The sequence below is a fragment of the Actinoplanes sichuanensis genome (genome assembly GCF_033097365.1).
In the GTDB taxonomy this organism is placed as follows: domain Bacteria; phylum Actinomycetota; class Actinomycetes; order Mycobacteriales; family Micromonosporaceae; genus Actinoplanes; species Actinoplanes sichuanensis.
Window position 1 is genome coordinate 7,441,635 of sequence record NZ_AP028461.1, and the last position, 18,466, is coordinate 7,460,100.

Here is an 18,466-nt window from a genome sequence, read left to right on the forward strand (position 1 = left end):
AACCCCTGGCGAGCGTGCCAACGGTGTTCCGGCAGGGTCCCGCTGGAAACAATGGGCGGTTACCGTTCGAACATCGAACGAGGATGGGCGGACACCGATGCGGATATTGCTCGTGGAGGACGACCGCCGGGTCGGGGCGGTGATGACCTCGATGCTGCAGCGGCGGGGCTACGCGGTGGAGCACGCCGCCACCGCCACCGCGGCGCTCGAGGCGGCACCCTGCGACCTCGTGCTGCTCGACCTGAACCTGCCGGACGGCGACGGCCTCGACGTGTGCCGGACGCTGCGGGCCCGTAACGAGAACCTGGGGATCATCGCGGTCACCGCGCGCGGTGAGGAACGCGACCGGGTGACCGGGCTGCGGGTCGGCGCCGACGACTACGTGGTCAAGCCGTTCTCGATGGCCGAGCTCCAAGCCCGGATCGAGGCACTGCTGCGGCGGACCGTGCGACAGGCCCCGGTGGCCGTCGAGGCGATCGAGGTGGGCCCGGTACGGATCGATCCGGCGGCCCGGACCGTCGAGATGAACGGTGTGCCGGTGATGCTGACCCGCAAGGAGTTCGACATCCTCAGCTCACTGGCCCGGCAGCCGGGGGTGGCGCTGACCCGCGAGCGGATCATGCTGGACGTGTGGCAGACCACCTGGTCCGGCAAACACACCCTGGAAGTGCACGTGGCGTCGCTGCGGGCGAAACTCGGCGATCCCGGGCTGGTGGAGACCGTCCGCGGTGTGGGCTACCGTTTGCGCACTACATGAGCAACGGGAGACGGCGTGCGCAGGCGGCTGGTGGTCACCTACCTGCTGCTGCTCTGCATGGTGCTGCTGGCCCTGGAGATCCCGCTCGCCGTCACCGTCGCCAGCCGGGAGACCGACCGGGCGGTCGCCGACCGGCTGGCTGACGCGACCCGGTTCGCGTCGCTGGCGGCGCCCGCGGTGCGCAGCGGCGACCTCGCCGCGCTCAACGACGAGTTACGCCGCTACCAGGAGCTCTACGGCATCGGCACGCTCCTGGTCGACCAAGACCAGCGGGTGCTCAGCGCGTTCGGCACGGCACCGGCGGCGCCCGCGGTCGCGGTCCGTGGGGCGCTCGCCGGGCACCAGGTGAGCTCGCCGGGCACGCTGTGGCCGTGGGAGCGGGAGCCGCTGATGGTGGCGGTGCCGATCAGTGACGGCGGCGCGGTGCTGGGTGTGGTGCTGACCGTCTCGCCGACCGACCGCAGCCGCCGCGACGTGCTGATCGTGTGGCTGGTGCTGACCCTGGTCGGGGTGCTGGCGGTGGCCTCCTGCCTGACCACCGCGGACCGGCTGGCCAGCTGGGTGCTGCGCCCGGTGACCAGGCTGGACGCGGCCGCGCACGAGATCGCCGGCGGGGACAGCGCGGCCCGGGTGCAGCCCGGCCTGGGGCCGCCCGAGCTGCGGCGGTTGTCGGCGAGTTTCAACGAGATGGCCGACGCGGTCGCCGAGGCGATGGAGCGCCAGCGATCGTTCGTCGCGCACGCCAGCCACCAGCTGCGCAACCCGCTGACCGTGCTGCGGCTGCGGATCGAGGACCTGGGCAGCCGGGTCGACGACGAGGAGCTGCGCGAGGACCGCGAGTTCGCCCTGGAGGAGACCGACCGGCTGGCCGACGTGCTGGACGGGCTGCTCGCGCTGGCCCGCGCCGAACGCGGTCGGCACCAGGTGGAGACGGCCGACGCGACGGCGCTGACCGCGGACCGGGTGAAGGCGTGGCAGCCGCTGGCCGAGCGGCGCGACGTCGAGCTGGTCGCCGAGCTGCCCGCGGAGCCGGTGCCGACCCGGCTGGTCGCGACCGCTCTCGATCAGGCGCTCGACGCGCTGATCGACAACGCCCTCAAATTCACTCCGGCCGGTGGCCGGGTGGCGGTCCGGTTGCGGTCCGCCGAGGACGGCGATGCCGAGGTGACGGTACGCGACACCGGCCCCGGAATGACCGAGGAGCAGTGCCGGCAGGCCACCGAACGGTTCTGGCGGGCCCCCGACGCGCAGAACGTGGACGGCGCCGGACTCGGCCTGTCGATCGTGAACGTGCTGGTCGAGGCGTCCGGCGGCCGGTTCACGCTGGCCCCCGCCGAGGAGGGCGGCCTGGCCGCGACGATCCGGTTCAGGGCTTGACGCTGCGGTAGTAGCGGGCCGCCCCCGGATGCAGCGGTACCGGCAGGGTGGAGATCGCGGCCCGCAGCTCCAGGCGCTCGGCGGCCGGGTGGGCGGCGGCCAGCTCCCCGCGCCGCTCCATCAGCAGACGGGTCAGGTCGTACGCCAGGTCCTCGGGCATCTTCTCGGAGACGACGAGCAGGTTCGGGACCGCGATCGTGGCCACCGGCGGCAGCGAGTAGGCGGAGGTCGGCACGTCCCGGACCACGTACACGTCGCTGTAGGCCTTGCGCAGCTCACCGGCCCATTCGGACAGGTCGACGATCCGGATGCCGACCTGGGAGCCGAGCCGTTTGATCCCGGTGACCGGCAGCCCGCCGGAGAAGAAGAACGCGTCGATCTCACCGCGCTCCAGCGCCCGGATCGAGTCGTCGAGGCCCAGGTCACGGCGCTGCACGGTACCCGACATACCGGCCACCGAGAGCAGCCGGCCGACGGTCACCGTGGTGCCGGAGCCGGTGGCGCCGACCGAGACCCGTTTACCCCGCAACCCGGCCAGGCCCTTGACCGGGCTGTCCGCGCGGACCACCAGGTGCAGCAGGTCGTCGTAGACCCGGGCCAGCGCGACCAGCCCGGGGGCCGGGGCGCCGCCGGTGACCAGCACATCGGACTGGGCGAACCCGACCTCGGCCTGCCCGCCGGCGACCAGGTCCATGTTCGCCTTGGACGCGGCGGTGGCCAGCACGCTGGCGTCGGTGCCCGGCAGCTCCCGGTCGACGATGCCGCTGAACGCGGTGCCGATCGCGTAGTAGACCGCGGTCGGGCTGCCGGTGGCGATCCGTACCTGGCGATCCTCCGCAGCGTCACGGCCACAGCCTGTGACGACGAGTAGCGTGACCAGCCCGGCAAGCGCCATGCGACGGCTGGTTCGAAGGGTCACCTTTGTTTCCCCACGCGGGACGGCCCGGTCCGCGCAAGTTTCCCTCAAGTCTGCGCCGCGGGTGTACCGGCCGAACGGCCTTATCGGCGACGGTGTCCTCAGCCACGGAGGGAGATGCCGATGGACCCGACTTCGATTCGTCCGGTCGTGCTGGCCGACGCGCTGCCCGGCGCGTTCGAGTCGGCCTGCCTGGTCGAGTGCGTGGACAACTCCCGTACCCAGCGACAGCCCCTGCCCGCCCCGGTTCCGCGGGCCGGTGAGGCGCTGGCCGAGTTCGATCGGGAAGACGCTGCGGACCGCCTGGTCTACCTGCTCGACGGCCTCGGTTGTGAGGCGGCGCGGGAGATCCGAACGGGGGGCGGGCGGCGGCGATACGAGGTGCAGCGCGTGGTCGTAGCGGAATCGCAGCGTCTGGCGACGAGCCGGATGCTGGCGGCGGCCTGGCGCCAGGGTCGGCAAGCCCTCCTCGGCACCGAACAGCTCGGCGCCTCCTCGCCGCGGCACGTGCAGCGGCTCACCCTCGCGCAGGCCGCCTGGCGGGCCGCTCTGCTCGCCGCCGGCCAGCGGCGGCGCGGCCATCTGCTCTGGGTGACCTTGCGGGATCAGGAGATCGCCGCGGTCCTGGTCCGGGCAGCCCGACTGCTCGGGGTCACCGCCGAGGTCGCCCGGCGGCCCGGCTGCCTGGTGGTGACGGTCGCCGCCGACGCCGCCGCGGCCCTGCCGGCGACCCCGCCGCGCCTGCGGCTGCGGGCCGGCTCTCTGGTCTGATCCGGTCCAGATCGGTCAGGCCGGCTCCACGGTCAGGACGTGGGTGCCCCACGGCGGCAGATCCACGAAGAGGCCCTCGCCGGACAGCTCATCGCCGTCCCGGTCGAAGACCCGGCCGTCCAGCAGGTCGGTCAGCTCCCACGACCGGCCGGACAGGCCCGGCCACGGCAGCGTGACCCGCGCCTGGGCCGACTGGTCGCCGAAGTTGACCACGACCAGCCGCCGGGCCGTCCCCTCGTGCCAGGACCAGGCGACCACGTCCCGGTGCGACGGGTTGTCCGGCCAGCCACGGGTGTCGAGCAGCCGCCACTCGCCGCGGCGCACGCCCGGGGCGATCGACAGCAGCCGCCGGTGGAAGGAACGCAGCTCCGGGTCGGCCGGCTCGTCCGGGTACCGGCCGAGGAAGACCGACAGATGCGTACGCCGGCCCTCGAACTGGCCGTCGTGCCAGAGGGTGGCGCCGGGCAGCGTGGCGATGGCCACCGCGGCGGCCCGGCGACGACCGGCCGGCATGCTCGCGGCGGCCCGCGGCTCGTCGTGGTTCTCGGTGAACCGCAGCAGCCCGTCCTGGTAGCCCCGGTCGGCGACCAGGTGCTTGCGCAGCGACTCGGCGTCCTCGTGGATGAGCCGGTCGTAGAGGCGCTTGTCGTAGCAGAAGTCGAAACCCTGCCGCTGGAGCGTCCACTCGGTGTCCCAGTACGCCTCGGCGATCAGCACCAGCCCCGGGTGGGCGGCCTTGACCCGCTCGATGATCGGCGGCCAGAACTCGGCGGCCGGGACCGCCCCCGCATACGCCCCCCAGGTGCCGGCGAAGATGTCGTTGACGACCAGCATCGCCATGTCGCAGCGGACACCGTCGCACTGCTCGCCGATCCAGGTCAGGGTGGCGACGGTCGCCTCGCGCAGCCCCTCGTCGAACGCGTTGAGCTGGGCGACGTCGGGCCACGGCGGAAAGAACGGGTCACGGCCGAACGCCAGCACCCGACCGGCCGCCTCGAACCAGGCACCGGGGTCGGCGGCCAGGTCGGCCGGGCCGCCCTGGATGAACCAGTTCGGGTGATCGACGGTCGCCGGATGATCCGGGGCGACGTGGTTGGGCACGTAGTCGAGGATCAGTTTCAGGCCGCGCCGATTCAGTTCGGCCCGGGCTGTGGCCAGCCCGGCCGGACCGCCCAGCCGGTCGTCGACCCGGTAGCCGCGCACGCAGTACGGCGAGCCGACCACGTCGTCGTCGGCCAGGTCGGGCAGCGCGGCCCGGAAGGCGCGCTGCAACGACTCGTTCGTCCGGGCCACCGCGAGACCGGCCGGGCTGCGCTCCCAGACGCCCATCAGCCAGACCGCGTCGACGCCGGGCGCGGCGACCTCGTCCCACACCTCGCCCGGCACCGTCGCCAGGGTCACCGCACGGCCGTAGCGCCGGCTGAGCCCGGCCAGCCACGGCCACGTGCCGATCTCGTAGATCGCCGGTGCCGTCGGCCACCCGGTCATGCGGACCCCCTCCGTAACGTCACCTCATGCTAGGGCCTGGTCGATGAAGGTCGGCCGGGGCGCGGCGTGCGCCGGGCTCGCCGTCATCACCGCGCCCATCACCACGACGCTCGCCAGCCAGAGCCTGATCAATCCGCGCATCCTTCTCCCTCCGTCACAGCCACCAGAGAAGAGAACGACTTAGTTGATCAATCGTGGCGGAGGCTGTTTCTTTCCTGAGAATTAAGTATCGAACGATTCAACCCCCGTGCCCGTATCGGAGGGCGGCACCATCACCGAGGGGTTCGGGAGGACTACCGTGGCGCGGACCGGTATCGATACGTCGATCCTGCACAAGGGCTCACACAGCGCATCGTTCTTCGACGTGTCACGAGCCGCGGGAGAGGGCGTCGAGATCGTCGACTTCTGCATCCCGTGCAACCCGTACTTCCCCACCCCGGAGATGTTCGACGAGCTGACCCGGGACCTGAAGAGCATCCTCAAGTACTACCCGAGCGACTCGTCGACGATCACCAAGAAGCTGGCCGGCGTGCTCGGCCTGCACCCGCAGACGGTGGCGATGGCGAACGGCTCGACCGAGCTGATCACCTGGATCGACCACCTGCTGATCAAGGAGAGCGTGGCGATCCCGATCCCGACCTTCGGCCGGTGGACCGACCAGCCGATGGAGACCGGCAAGCGGGTCGACATGTTCCCCCTCCAGGAGCGCGACGGGTTCCGCCTCGACCTGGAGGAGTACGTCCAGTTCATCCGGGAGCGCAAGTCCCGGGTCGCGGTGGTCTGCAACGTGAACAACCCGGACGGCCACTACATCCCGCGGCGTGACGTGATCCGGTTCATGGACGCGCTCAGCGACCTGGACCTGGTCGTCGTCGACGAATCGTTCATCGACTTCTCCGACGCCGAGCGCTACCCCTCGGTCGGCCCGGACGCGGTGATCCGCCCGAACGCGGTGGTGCTCAAGAGCCTCGGCAAGAACTTCGGCCTGCACGGCATCCGGTTCGGCTACATGCTGGCCAACCCGGCGATCGCCGGGAAGATCGCGAAGATGCTGCCCAAGTGGAACCTGAACTCGCTCGCCGAGAAGGTCGTCCACATGATCTCCGACCACGAGATGGAGTACGAGGAGAGCCTGCGCCTGCTCAGCCGGGACCGCCGGTCGATGGGCCGGGAGCTGCAGCGCATCCAGGGCCTGACGGTCTTCCCGTCACAGGGCAACTTCTTCCTGGTCAAGCTGCCGAACGAGTGGTCCGGTGTGGCGCTGCGCGACTATCTGGTCGCCAACCACGGCATCATGACCCGTGAGTGCGGCAACAAGCTCGGCATGACCAGCCAGTTCATGCGTCTCGTGGTACGGCCGGCCGGTGACGTGGACCGGCTGGTCGACGGCATGCTCGACTACGCGCAGCGGTTCCACACCCGGTCGGTCTACGACACCGACCCGCTGGAGAGCACCCCGCGGGCACGCTGGGCCGACGCGGCCTACGACGACCAGCCGGACAGCCTGATCCAGTACCCGAGCCAGCGCTCCGGCAACGACTACACCGCACGCCGCGCCGCGGTGGGCTGACGCTCAGTTCCCCACACTTCCCGCCGATAGGGGGCCCGACGGGTCTCCTGGGAAGTGCGCCATGACGTACCGCGGATCGCTGGCTCGGACCGGCATGTTCGCGGTCGCCTACCTGATCGCGGTCTGGGCCGGCCGTCTCACCGTGATGGACGAGACCAACCTCAGCATGGTATGGCCGGCCGCCGGGGTCGCGGTCGTCTGGTTCTGCGCTCAGCGGGAGGCGCCCGCCCGCTGGGCCGACGTCGCCGCGCTCGCCGTGATCACCCTGGTGGTGAACACGGCGACCGGCGCGACACCGATGATGGCGATGGTCTTCGTCAGCGCCAACCTGGTCCAGGTGGCGGTCTTCCTGCATCTGCTGGCCCGCTGGCGGCCGGAGCTGAGACCCGACTCCGGCCTGCACAGCCCCCGCGACCTGTGGGCGCTGCTGGCCGCCGCGGCCGCCTCGACGGTGGCCGGCGCCGCGGCCGGGCCGACCGGGATGTGGCTGCTCACCGGACGGCACTCGTGGGCGGCCACGCTCGTCTGGCTGTCCCGCAACACCGCGGCCATCCTGCTGATCGGTGCGGTCGGGCTGTGCGCCGCGCAGGCGGTCACCCGGTTCCGGGAGCGGTACGGCACCCCGCTCGGCTGGTGGCGGGCCACTCCGCGGGTGCGCCTGGTCGAGTACGCCGCCCTGGTGCTCTGCTCGTCTGCCGGTTACCTGGCCGGGTTCGCCCTGGGCCGGGGCCTGCCGATCGCGTTCGCGCTGATCGCCGTGACGGTGTGGGCCGGCACCCGGTTCCCCACCCCGCTGGTGGTGCTGCACGACCTGGCCGCCGGCACCATGGCGGTGCTCTTCACGCTGAACGGGTACGGGCCGTTCGCGACGATCCCCGAACCGGCCGCCCGGGCCTGTGTCGCCCAGCTCTACGTCGCGATGGTGGCGGTGATCGGGCTGGCCCTGGCTCTCGGCCGCGACGAGCGCCACGTCCTGATGACCGACCTGGCCGCCGAGAAGGCGGAGCTGGCCGCCGAGCGGGAGCAGGCGTCGCAGCGGGCCGAGCTGCTGCGGGCGATCATCGACTCGACCACCGACGGGCTGGCCGTGATCGGCTCGGACCGGCGGGTGGTGCTCCGCAACCCGGCCGCCGACGGGCTGCTCGCCGACGGTCCGACGGGCGACTTCGAGGAGATCTTCACCCGGGCGTTGGCCGGCGAGGAGGTCCCGGAGACCGACGTGCTGGTCCGCCGGCCGGGCGCGTCGGCCGGACAGATCGTCTGCGTCCGGACCGCGGCGGTACGCGACCCGGACGGCACACGTCGGGTGGTGTTCCTGTTCCACGACGTCACCTCCGAGCGCCGGCATCGAGACGAGCTCGCCGGGTTCGCCGGGGTGGTGGCGCACGACCTGCTCAACCCGGTGACCGCGGTCGAGGGCTGGACCGAGACGGCCGCCGAGGCGGTCGAGCGGCTGCCCCGGACCCCGGAGGCGGGGCTGGCGCTGGACGCCCTGGGACGGGTGGACCGGGCCGCCGGGCGGATGCGGTCGCTGATCGGTGGGCTGCTCGCCTACACCACGGCCCGGGACGCGACCGTCGCGTCGGTGTCCGTCGACCTGGGCCAGATGGTCTCCGAGGTGACCGTGGCCCGACTCGACGCGGCCATCGCGGCGGGCCTGCCGGCGCCCCGGTTCACGGTGGCCGACCTGCCGCCGGTGCAGGCCGACCCGGTGCTGCTGCGGCAATTGCTGGACAACCTGATCGGCAACGCCGTCAAGTACACCGCGCGGGGCGTGACACCGGCACTGACCGTGACCGCCACCCGGACCGGCGACATGGTGCTGGTGTGCGTCGCGGACAACGGCATCGGCATCCCGGCCGGGCAGCACGACGAGATCTTCGGCAACTTCCACCGGGCACATTCCACGCTCGGCTACGCCGGGACCGGTCTCGGGCTGGGCATCTGCAAACGGATCGTGGAACGGCACGGCGGGACGATCTCCGCGACCGACAATCCGGGCGGTGGATCGCGGTTCGAGTTCTCGGTACCGGCCGCCGGGGTGGACCGCCAACCCGTCGCGGATTCCACTCAGCTCCGATGACCCTCCGCCGAAAGGTAGTCGTGGAGCACAATCCCCGGGACGAGGACGAGCGGGCCCGGCTGTCCGCCGTGCGGTCGTACGAGGTGCTCGACCGGCCCCGGCCGGCCGCTCTCGACGATCTGACCCGGTTGGCCGCGTCGATGTTCGACACTCCCATGGCGGCGGTCTCCCTGGTCGACCGGGACCGGCAGTGGTTCGCCGGCAGTCACGGACTCGCCGACGAGCAGACCCCCCTGGACGTGTCGTTCTGCAAGCACGTCGTCCCGGCCGGTCGGCCGCTGATCGTCCCGGACGCCACTCGCGACAGCCGCTTCGCCGGTCTGCCGAACGTGGTCGGCAACCCGAACATCAGGTTCTACGCCGGCGCACCGATCGTCGACGAGGACGGGCACACCCTCGGCGCGATGTGCGTGATCGACGACCGGCCCCGCGAGGTCGACGACAAACAGGTCCGCAACCTGGTCACCTTCGCCGGGCAGGCGGCGGTGCACCTGACCGCGATCCGCAACCGTCTGCGGATGGCCGACCTCGGCGACGAGCTGGCCCGGACCTCGAAACGCGAGGACGACCTGGTCGCCACGATCACCCACGAGTTGCGTACGCCGGTCGCGTCCATCCAGGGCTATCTGGAGATCCTCGGCGACCAGGACGACCTGGCGCCCTACCGGCGGCTGATCGAGCCGATCCACCGCAACGGCGAACGTCTCGTGTCGATGGTCGACCACCTGCTCGCCGGTACCCGGCCGGCCGAGGCTCCGCTGCCCGCCCCGGTCGCGCCGGTCGGCTTGGACACCGTGGTCGCGGCGGCGGTCACCGGCAATCGTCCGCTCATCGCGTTGCGCGCGGAGACCGTACGACTGCGATGCGACGCCGAAGTGCCGGTCCGCGCCGACCTCTCCCGCCTGGCGCACGCCCTGTCGCAGTTGATGCGCAACGCGCTGCTCTTCACCCCGGCCGACCGTCCGATCACGATCGTCACCGGCGCCGTGCCGCGCCCGTTCGTGGAGATCAGCGACAACGGCATCGGCATCCCGGCCGAGGAGCTGCCATACGTCTTCGATCGTTTTTATCGCGGGCGGTACGCCCGGGACCAGGCCGTTCCCGGTGTCGGTCTGGGCCTGACGATCGCCCGCAACATCATCGAGGCGCACCACGGAACGGTGACCGTGGACAGCGGCGACGCCGGAACGACGGCCCGGGTCGCTCTGCCCGCCGCCGCGTAGACCCTAGGGTGGGGGGATGGAGCAGCCCGGCGCGATGCGTGTCGACGACATCGTGGCCGCGATCGTCCGGCGGCTGACCGACCGGCAGCGGGTGGTGCCCGAGTACATCGTGCGGGACGCGATCGAGGCCGCCCTGCGCCGCCGGGCCGGGGACAGTGAGTTGGTGCCGATCGATGTCGCCGAGGAGCTGATCAACGGGTTCTGCTCCGGGGTGACGGCGGTCGAGGACGACTCGGCGACCATGCCCGCGGTGCTCAGCGGCGACGAGACCGGCCGGCTGATGACCGCGCTCGGGCTGGCCGTGCACGTGGCCGCATTCAACCTGGACCGGGACCGGCTGCACGTCGCGCAGATCCTCAACGGCGCGGCGGCGGCCCTGGTGGCCCTCGGTTCGGCCGCACGGGCCGCGCACTCCGACGGCACCTCGGCGGTGCTGCTCTCGCCGGCCACCCTGCGGACCGCGCGGACCACGGTGATCGGTGTCCTGCAGGGTCTGCGGGATCGCGGCTGGCAGGCGCACCACCTCGATCAGGCGGGCACCGCGGCGCTGTTCGGCGGCGTGCTGGACATGCTCGGCGCGGTCCCACCGGTCTAGCGGGTCGGGGCGAGCGCCCGGGCGTAGGCGGAACGGCCCATCGGCAGCGTGAACGACATCCGGGTGCCCTGGCCGTACGGATTGGCGGTCGCCTCGATCGTGCCGCCGTGCCGTTCCACGATCCGCTTGCAGACGGCCAGCTCCAGGCCGTTGCTGTTGGTCGAGCCCTTCTCCCGGTGGAAGTTCGTGAACACCTCGTGCCGGGTGCCCGGCGGGATGCCGAGGCTGTTGTCCAGGATGTCGATGCGCAGCAGCCCGTTCGGCGCCGGCTGGCAGGAGATCGCCAGGTAGGGCGCGACGCCCGGGGCCATCGTCCGCAGCGAGTTGTCGATCAGGTTCTCCAGCAGCTGCCGCAGCAGCACCGGGTCGGCCTCGACCGGGTCGAGCCGGCCCACCTCGAAGTACGGCGGCGCCGCGCCCACGCTCTCGGCCTGGTCGAGGCGGCTGTTGATGATGTCGCCGACCAGCAGGGCCATGTTGATCGTGGTCGGCATCAGCTTGCCGTCGCGGGCCGCGGTGTAGGCGAGCAGCCCGTTGAGGAACGTGCGCATCCGGGCGGCGGCCCGCTGGATCCGCTCCACCCGCTCGGCCGGCCGGTACCCGGCCAGCTCCTGTTCCAGCACCTCGGCCCAGCCCTCGATGGTGGTGAGCGGGTTCAGCAGGTCGTGGGCGACCCGCCCGGCGAACGACATCAGCTCGTCGCGGTGCCGCCGGTCGGCGGTCACGTCATGGAAGACCACCACCACGTGGTACGGGCCGGTGCCGAGCGCGAGGCGGGCCGCGTTGAACCGGACCACCCGCCCCTCCGGCACCGCCGAGTTGCGGACCAGCACGTCCATCGGCTCGACGTCCTGACCGGCCAGCACCCGTACGTGCGGTAGTTCGGTGTCGGCCAGCGGGGAACCGTCCGGCTGGAAGAACCCGTGATCGCTGCCGAGCGCCACCTCACCGGTGACCGCCGACGCCGAGCCGAGCAGACGACCGGCGGCCGGGTTGCGCAGCACCAGACGGCCGGTGTGATCGAGGATGGCGAGACCCTCGGTCATCGAGTTGACCACCGTGGTCATCATCGTCGCCTTGTCGATGGCCTCCTGCTCGGAGACCCGGAGACGCTCGATCAGGTGGTCGCGTTCGTCGTGGCTGAACGCGAGGGAGAGACCGACGCAGGCCAGGATCCCGGCGTAGAGCTGGATCAGCATGGCCCGCAGTTCGACATCGGCGACCACGGCGTACGGGCCGTGGCCGCTCACCGTCCAGAGCAGGGCCGCGCAGTCGAACACGACCGCGTGCAGCACCACCATCGGGGTTGGCAGCCGAATGGCCGCCCAGACGGTCAGCGGAATCAGGACGAACCCGATCGGCAGGTCCTCCTGACTGCTGAACACCGCCCAGTAGGCGGCGGCCGAGACGGCGAAGACGGCCGCCCCCTCCAACAGCCGGTTCCGGTCGCCGTCGAGGATGCCGCCGAGCAACCGGGTGGCCGAGCCGAACACGAGTACGGCGACCACGTCCCGCAGAAACAGGGCGGCGGTGCCGGTGACCGAGAACATCCGTTCGCCGTCGAGCACCAGATCCCCGGCGACCCGCAGCAGGTTCCCGACCAGCGAGGCGAGGCCGGCGCAGAGCAGCAGGCCCCACAGATCGGAGAGGCTGGACAGCGGCCGGCCACCGGTCGCGGAGGGCTGCAGGCCGGGCAGCCGGCGGGCCACCGCGATCGCGAAGACCACCGCGCCCAGCATCGCCACCACGCCCTCCAGCAGGGCGAGGCCGAGACCGGTGCCGGTGACGGCGAGCCCGGCCGTGGTGAACAGCCCGACGGCGCCGGTCGCGGCCCACCGCCACCGGGACTCCCCGCTCATCACCAGCCACATCGCCGCGACGCCGCAGGCCGGCCAGATCATCGGCTCGCCGGGATCGCCGAGTGTCGTTCCGGCACCGGCCAGCACGGCGATCAGATGAAGCGCCGCGTAGCCGACAACGGGCGGTACGGCCATCGGAAGTCTCATCGGTTCGCCTCGTATCGGGATGTGACCCTTTCACCCTCTTGTCGGCACATCCGGGACATCGCTTAGCCGGAGATATATACATTTCGATATCTAGTTGTTAACAGCCGTCACGAATACTCTCAGCTCGGAGCTGTCGAGCGATGGGCATCTATCCCCGTGCTCCGCCGACAGGCGCGAGAGAGGAAGATCATGGCGATTCGACACAGCAGCGGCCGCATCCTGGCCGCCGGTCTGTTCGCGCTGGCGACCGCGGTCGTCGCGACGGGAACCCCCGCCGCGGCCGCACCCGCCACCGGCCAGATCCGGCTCGCCGGCACCGCGGACGCGGTTCCCGGGAGCTACATCGTGGTGCTGAAGTCCGGCGCCCAGGAGGCCGGGCTCACCAAGTCGTACGGCGGCGCGGTCAAGCGCAGCTTCGGCAAGGCGCTCAACGGGTACGAGGCCACCCTCACCGAGGCACAGGCCAAACGGCTCGCCGCCAACAGCCGGGTGGAGTACGTCGAGCAGAACCAGGTGATCACGCTGGCCGCCACCCAGTCCAACGCGACCTGGGGCATCGACCGCATCGACCAGCGGGCGCTACCGCTCAGCACCACCTACACCTACCCGGTCACCGCCTCCAACGTCACCGCCTACATCATCGACACCGGCATCCTCTACAGCCACAGCCAGTTCGGCGGGCGGGCCACGGCCGGCTACGACGCCGTCGGCAGCGGCGCGGTCGACTGCAACGGGCACGGCACGCACGTGGCCGGCACGGTCGGCGGCTCCACCTACGGTGTGGCCAAGGCGGTCAAACTCGTCGGCGTACGGGTGCTCAACTGCTCCGGCTCCGGCACCACCGCCGGCGTCATCGCGGGTGTCAACTGGGTCACCAACAACGCGGTCAAGCCGGCGGTCGCCAACATGAGCCTCGGCGGCGGTGCCAGCACCTCCATCGACACCGCGGTCCGCAACTCGATCGCGTCGGGTGTCACGTACGCCGTCGCGGCCGGCAACTCCAACGCCAACGCCGCCAACTACTCCCCCGCCCGGGTCGCCACCGCCATCACGGTCGGCTCCACCACCAGCACCGACGCGCGGTCCAGCTTCTCCAACTACGGCAGCACGCTGGACATCTTCGCGCCCGGCTCGTCGATCACGTCGGCCTGGTACACCAGCAGCACCGCCACCAACACGATCAGCGGCACCTCGATGGCGTCGCCGCACGTGGCCGGCGCGGCCGCCCTGGTCCTGTCCCGCAACCCGAGCTACACCCCGGCCCAGGTCTCCTCGGCCCTGACCGCCAACGCCACCACGGGTGTGGTGACGAACGCCGGATCCGGCTCGCCGAACCGCCTGCTGTTCGTCGTCCAGTGACCCTCTAGACCGCTTCGAAAGGCCGGGGACGATCGTCCCCGGCCTTTTGTGACAGTGTTGATGCCCACGCTCCCACCAGGACTTATGACCCCCTCCGATGGGTTCTACTGGATGCGAGGAGCGTGATCGACATGATCGGACAGGCACGGCACCGGGTCGTCGTGATCGGAGCGGGCTTCGGCGGCAAGTACGCCGCGCGGGCCCTCCGGAACGCACCGGCCGACGTCACCGTCATCAACGGAACCAACCACCACGTGTTCGAACCCCTCATCTACCAGGTCGCCACCGGCGTCCTGTCCCCCGGCGAGGTGGCCACCCCGGTGCGTGAGCTCTTCCGGGGGCAGCCCAACACCGAGGTGCTGCTCGGCTGGGTGACCGATGTGGACACCGACGGGCGTACCGTCACCGCCACCGCGCCGGGCGGGCTGCCGTACCAGGTGCCCTACGACACGCTGATCGTGGCGGCCGGGACCGCCCAGTCGTACTTCGGCAACGACCGGTTCGCCGCGCACACCATCAGCCTGAAGAGCATCGACGACGCGGTCGAGTTGCGGTCCCGCATCCTGACCGCCTTCGAGATGGCCGAACTCGCCACCGACCCGGCCGAACAGGCCCGCTGGATGACCTTCGCGATCGTCGGCGCCGGGCCGACCGGTGTCGAACTGGCCGGGCAGATCGCCGAGATCGCCCACCGCACCCTGCCCGGCGAGTACCGGCGCATCGACCCGGCGACCGCCCGCATCGTCCTGATCGACGCCGCGCCCCGGATCCTGCCCACCTTCAGTCCCGGTTCGTCGGCGGCCGCCGCCCGCCGGCTCCGTGAGCTGGGCGTCGAGATCCACGTGAACACCCTGGTCACCGACGTCTCCGCGGCGGGCGTCCAGGTCACCGCCGCCGGAGCCGGGACCTTCATCGAGGCGATGACCCGGGTGTGGAGCGCCGGTGTCGCCGCCGCGCCGCTCGCCGCCCGCATCGCGGCGGCCACCGGCGCACCCACCGACCGCTCCGGCCGGATCCTGGTCGAACCGGACCTGACCGTCCCCGGGCACCCGGAGATCTTCGTGGTCGGCGACCTGATGAGCCTCGACGGCCTGCCCGGCGTGGCACAGGTCTCCATCCAGGGCGGCGGTCACGCCGGACGGACCATCCGGCGCCGCCTCGCCGGCAAGCCGACGGGCAGACCGTTCCACTACTTCGACAAGGGCAACATCGCGACGGTGTCCCGCTTCTCCGCGGTCGCCGACCTCCGCGGGGTACGCCTCAGCGGCCTCGCCGGCTGGCTTCTCTGGCTGGGCGTGCACTGGGCCTATCTGCCGCGCGGCCGCAACCGGGCAAGCTCGCTGATCCGCTGGGCGGTGACGTTCCTGGGCCGGAGCCGCCCCGAACGCGCCGTGACCGCCCGCCAGGCCGGGATCCCCACCCGGACCGTGCTGGAACCGGCCGAGGCCACCCCCGCCCGCACCTGAAACCCGCGGTGGCCGTACCGAATGGAAACCCGGCGGCAACTCGGATTCGTCTGGGAAATGCGGGGTCGGGGCCGATTGCTCGGGTCACCTCGGTGGTGGATCACCGCCGACCTCGAGAACCGGAGACGAACATGACGGCTCTGCTGGACATCGCGCCGACTCTCCCGCGTACCGCCGCCGGGCCCATGGTGCTCGTGGTCGACGACGACGAGGGGGTCCGGGATCTGGTGACGTTCAAGTTGCAGATGGCCGGGTATCGGACGGTCACCGCGGCGGACGGGTGCACGGCTCTGACGCTCATCGGGGAGACCCGGCCGGATCTGGTGGTGCTGGACATCGCCATGCCGGGGCTGGACGGGCTCAGTGTCTGCTATCGGATGCACGCTGATCCGGCCACCGCCGAGATTCCGGTGATCATGCTGAGCGGGATGGCTACCGAGACCGATATTGATCTGGCGTACGTCTCGGGGGCCGAGGAGTACCTACCGAAGCCGGTCAACCCCGGTGAGCTGGTCCGGCGGGTGAACTGGCTCCTGCCCCGGCGGCAGTGAGGGCCGACTCAGGGGCGGCCGGGGTGAGAGAGGTCTCAGTCCGGCTGCCGAGGTGCCCGATAAGGCAGGGGTGAGAGGGAAGCGGGCGGTCATCAGCGCGCTGGTGGCGGCGGTGGGGTGCGGGGTGACGTTGGGCATCGGCGCCGTGCTGGCGCGGCACGATGCCGCCAACGGCGGGGTCCAGATGGACCGACGCACCGCCGCCGCGGCCGAGGCCGTGCGCACCGAGACGCAGCGCTACGTCGACACTCTGCTCACCACGGCGGCTGCGGCGGGCGCGCAGGAGGTGCTGACCCGGTCCGAGTACGCGGCCCTGACCGAACCGCTGAAGTCGATGAAACTGGCCGGCGCGAACACCATCGCGCTGGTCGTGCCGGCCGCCGACGACCAGATCGCCGAGGTACGGGAGACGTGGCGGGCGCGGGGGGCGCCGGACCTGGAGCTCGACGCGTACGGACACGGTGATCATGCCTTCTCGATCTATCTGACGTCGCTCGACGGCAGCGTGCTGACGCCCGGTCTGGACCTGATGCGGGCCGAGGCACCGGCCGCCGCGATGGCCGCCTCACGCCGCAGCGGCACCGTCGCCGTGTCCGATACCTATCAGCTGATCGTGGATCGGACGAAACCGCCGGAGCAGCGGCAGAACTCGTTCGTGTTGAGCGCGCCGGTCTATCAGGGTGAGCAGCGGCGGTTCCTGGGCTGGATCCTGCTGGGGGTTCGCGGACAGGACTTCATGGGTGCCACGCTGGCCCGGGCCGGGCAGAACCTGCTGGACCTGGCGCTGCGCGCGGACGATGCGGAGCGGCGGGAGGTCACCGTAGCGGAGCTGCGGGCGCCGGTCGTCGGGGAGCGCGATCTCAGCCGTACGGTGAGCGTCCCGGTCGCCGACGGCACCTGGACCCTGCATCTGGCCGCGGTGAGGAGTCGGCTGCCGGGTGCGGCGAGCGCACTGCCGGCCGCGGTGACCGTGGGTGGCCTGTGTCTGACGGTTCTGCTGACGTTGCTGGTGTGGGTGCTGGTCGCCGGGCGGGAACGGGCCGAGGAACGGGTCCGGCTGGCCACCGAGGAGTTGCTGGCCGGTGAGGAGGAGTCACGCCGCCAGGCGGAGCTGCTGCTGGCGGTGATGGACGGGATCAGCGACGGGGTGGGCGTGGTCGGGCCGGACGGCCGGTTCCTGCTGGACAATCCGGCGGCCCGGCGGATCCTGGGGCGGCACGACATGGCGACCGGGCCGGATGACTGGGCGGAGCGGTTCGGGCTGTTCCGGCTGGACGGGATCACCTCGTACCCGGTGGCGGAGATGCCGCTGACCCGGGCGCTGAACGGGGTGAGCAGCGAGCAGGTGGAGATGCTGGTCCGCAATCCGGCGCACCCGGAGGGGCGGGTGATCAGTGTGTCGGCCCGACCGATCGCGACCGTGGGCGGGGAGCGTGGGGCGGTCGCCGTCTTCCACGACATCACCGAACGCAAGCATGTGGAGAACGAGCTGCGCGGGTTCGCCGGGGTGGTGGCGCACGATCTGAAGGCGCCGTTGGCCGCGGTCCGCGGGTACGCCGAGCTGATCGTCGAGGCGCTGCGCGGTCCGGATCCGGCGGCGGGGACGGACGCACCACGCAACCGGGGTCCGGATGCCGCGGCCGAGACGGACGCGCCGCACGACAACGGTCCGGATCCGGCGGCGGTGGAGGACGCGCTGCGCTGCGCCGGGCGGGTGATGGCCGGCGCGGACCGGATGCACACGCTGATCATGGAGTTGCTGGACTACACGGCGGCCCGGGACGCGACGATGCGGGTCGAGGACGTGGGCTTGCGTGAGCTGGTCGACGATGTGGTGACCGCCCGGACCGACGCGCCCGACGCGGTGGGTTGCCGGCCGGACGTGTTCGTCGGGGCGCTGCCGCCGGTGCGTGGTGACCGGGTGCTGCTACGGCAGGTGCTGGACAACCTGCTGGGCAACGCGATCAAGTACACCCCGCCGGGCCAGTCGCCGCGGATCGACGTGACGGCCCGGGTGGACGGCTCCGGCGCGGTGCGGGTGCAGGTGGCGGACCGGGGCATCGGCATCCCGGACGGGGAGCACGCCGCCGTCTTCGACAGCTTCCATCGGGCCAGCAACGGTACGGCGATGCCCGGCACCGGCCTCGGGCTGGCCATCTGCCGCCGGATCGTGGAGCGGCACGGCGGCCACATCGAGGCGCTGCCCAATCCGGGCGGGGGAACGATCTTCGTCTTCACGGTCCCCGTGGCCGCCGCTGAACAGCCACCGTGTGAGAACGTGCACATATTCTAGTTCACCCCCTT

The 18,466-nt window shown here is 71.5% G+C and carries 14 protein-coding genes; 11 read left to right on the forward strand and 3 right to left on the reverse strand.

What is annotated here, in order from left to right:
* Positions 1-97 precede the first annotated feature (97 nt).
* Both Q0Z83_RS34210 and Q0Z83_RS34215 read left to right on the forward strand, forming a co-directional pair.
* Positions 98-757, forward strand: a complete 660-nt coding sequence (locus Q0Z83_RS34210) for a response regulator transcription factor (RefSeq protein WP_317787374.1) — start codon at positions 98-100, stop codon at positions 755-757.
* A gap of 15 nt (positions 758-772) precedes the next feature.
* On the forward strand, positions 773-2,134 hold the full coding sequence (locus tag Q0Z83_RS34215; protein ID WP_317787375.1) for a sensor histidine kinase: 1,362 nt from the start codon (positions 773-775) through the stop codon (positions 2,132-2,134).
* On the opposite strand, the gene Q0Z83_RS34220 is transcribed toward Q0Z83_RS34215, so the two are convergent.
* Positions 2,124-3,029 carry a TAXI family TRAP transporter solute-binding subunit gene (locus tag Q0Z83_RS34220; RefSeq protein WP_378078822.1) on the reverse strand — a complete coding sequence of 302 codons (906 nt, stop codon included), beginning with the start codon at positions 3,027-3,029 and terminating at the stop codon, positions 2,124-2,126. The two genes, Q0Z83_RS34215 and Q0Z83_RS34220, sit on opposite strands and share 11 nt — an antisense overlap.
* 144 nt (positions 3,030-3,173) lie before the next feature.
* Between Q0Z83_RS34220 and Q0Z83_RS34225 the strand changes: the two genes are divergently transcribed.
* Positions 3,174-3,821, forward strand: coding sequence for a hypothetical protein (locus Q0Z83_RS34225; RefSeq protein WP_317787377.1), 648 nt, complete (start codon positions 3,174-3,176; stop codon positions 3,819-3,821).
* Between the two features lie 15 nt (positions 3,822-3,836).
* On the opposite strand, the gene Q0Z83_RS34230 is transcribed toward Q0Z83_RS34225, so the two are convergent.
* Positions 3,837-5,309, reverse strand: a complete 1,473-nt coding sequence (locus tag Q0Z83_RS34230; protein WP_317787378.1) for an alpha-amylase family protein — start codon at positions 5,307-5,309, stop codon at positions 3,837-3,839.
* Between the two features lie 298 nt (positions 5,310-5,607).
* On the opposite strand from Q0Z83_RS34230, the gene Q0Z83_RS34235 reads away from it, so the two are divergent.
* From Q0Z83_RS34235 to Q0Z83_RS34250, 4 genes are all read left to right on the forward strand, one after another.
* Positions 5,608-6,879 (forward strand): pyridoxal phosphate-dependent aminotransferase, encoded by a 1,272-nt coding sequence (locus Q0Z83_RS34235; protein WP_317787379.1) that lies wholly within the window; start codon positions 5,608-5,610, stop codon positions 6,877-6,879.
* 61 nt (positions 6,880-6,940) lie between these two features.
* Positions 6,941-8,962 carry an ATP-binding protein gene (locus Q0Z83_RS34240; protein WP_317787380.1) on the forward strand — a complete coding sequence of 674 codons (2,022 nt, stop codon included), beginning with the start codon at positions 6,941-6,943 and terminating at the stop codon, positions 8,960-8,962.
* 20 nt (positions 8,963-8,982) lie between these two features.
* Positions 8,983-10,185: a GAF domain-containing sensor histidine kinase gene (locus Q0Z83_RS34245; RefSeq protein ID WP_317787381.1), complete on the forward strand. Its 1,203-nt coding sequence runs from the start codon at positions 8,983-8,985 to the stop codon at positions 10,183-10,185.
* Between the two features lie 16 nt (positions 10,186-10,201).
* Complete coding sequence (locus Q0Z83_RS34250) at positions 10,202-10,780, forward strand: hypothetical protein (RefSeq protein ID WP_317787382.1); 579 nt, start codon at positions 10,202-10,204, stop codon at positions 10,778-10,780.
* Here Q0Z83_RS34250 and Q0Z83_RS34255 read toward each other — a convergent pair.
* Positions 10,777-12,786: an ATP-binding protein gene (locus tag Q0Z83_RS34255; RefSeq protein ID WP_317787383.1), complete on the reverse strand. Its 2,010-nt coding sequence runs from the start codon at positions 12,784-12,786 to the stop codon at positions 10,777-10,779. The genes Q0Z83_RS34250 and Q0Z83_RS34255 overlap by 4 nt on opposite strands.
* Positions 12,787-12,975: 189 nt before the next feature.
* On the opposite strand from Q0Z83_RS34255, the gene Q0Z83_RS34260 reads away from it, so the two are divergent.
* The 4 genes from Q0Z83_RS34260 to Q0Z83_RS34275 all read left to right on the forward strand — a co-directional run bounded on the left by Q0Z83_RS34260 (position 12,976) and on the right by Q0Z83_RS34275 (position 18,455).
* A complete protein-coding gene (locus Q0Z83_RS34260; RefSeq protein ID WP_317787384.1) occupies positions 12,976-14,145 on the forward strand; it encodes a S8 family peptidase in 1,170 nt (389 codons plus the stop codon).
* 131 nt (positions 14,146-14,276) lie between these two features.
* The gene (locus tag Q0Z83_RS34265; protein ID WP_317787385.1) at positions 14,277-15,611 is read left to right on the forward strand and encodes an NAD(P)/FAD-dependent oxidoreductase; all 1,335 of its coding nucleotides are present in this window, start codon (positions 14,277-14,279) and stop codon (positions 15,609-15,611) included.
* 131 nt (positions 15,612-15,742) lie between these two features.
* Entirely contained in the window at positions 15,743-16,162 is a 420-nt protein-coding gene (locus Q0Z83_RS34270) for a response regulator transcription factor (RefSeq protein WP_317787386.1), read from the forward strand.
* 70 nt (positions 16,163-16,232) lie between these two features.
* Entirely contained in the window at positions 16,233-18,455 is a 2,223-nt protein-coding gene (locus Q0Z83_RS34275; RefSeq protein WP_317787387.1) for an ATP-binding protein, read from the forward strand.
* The last annotated feature ends 11 nt before the right edge of the window (positions 18,456-18,466 follow it).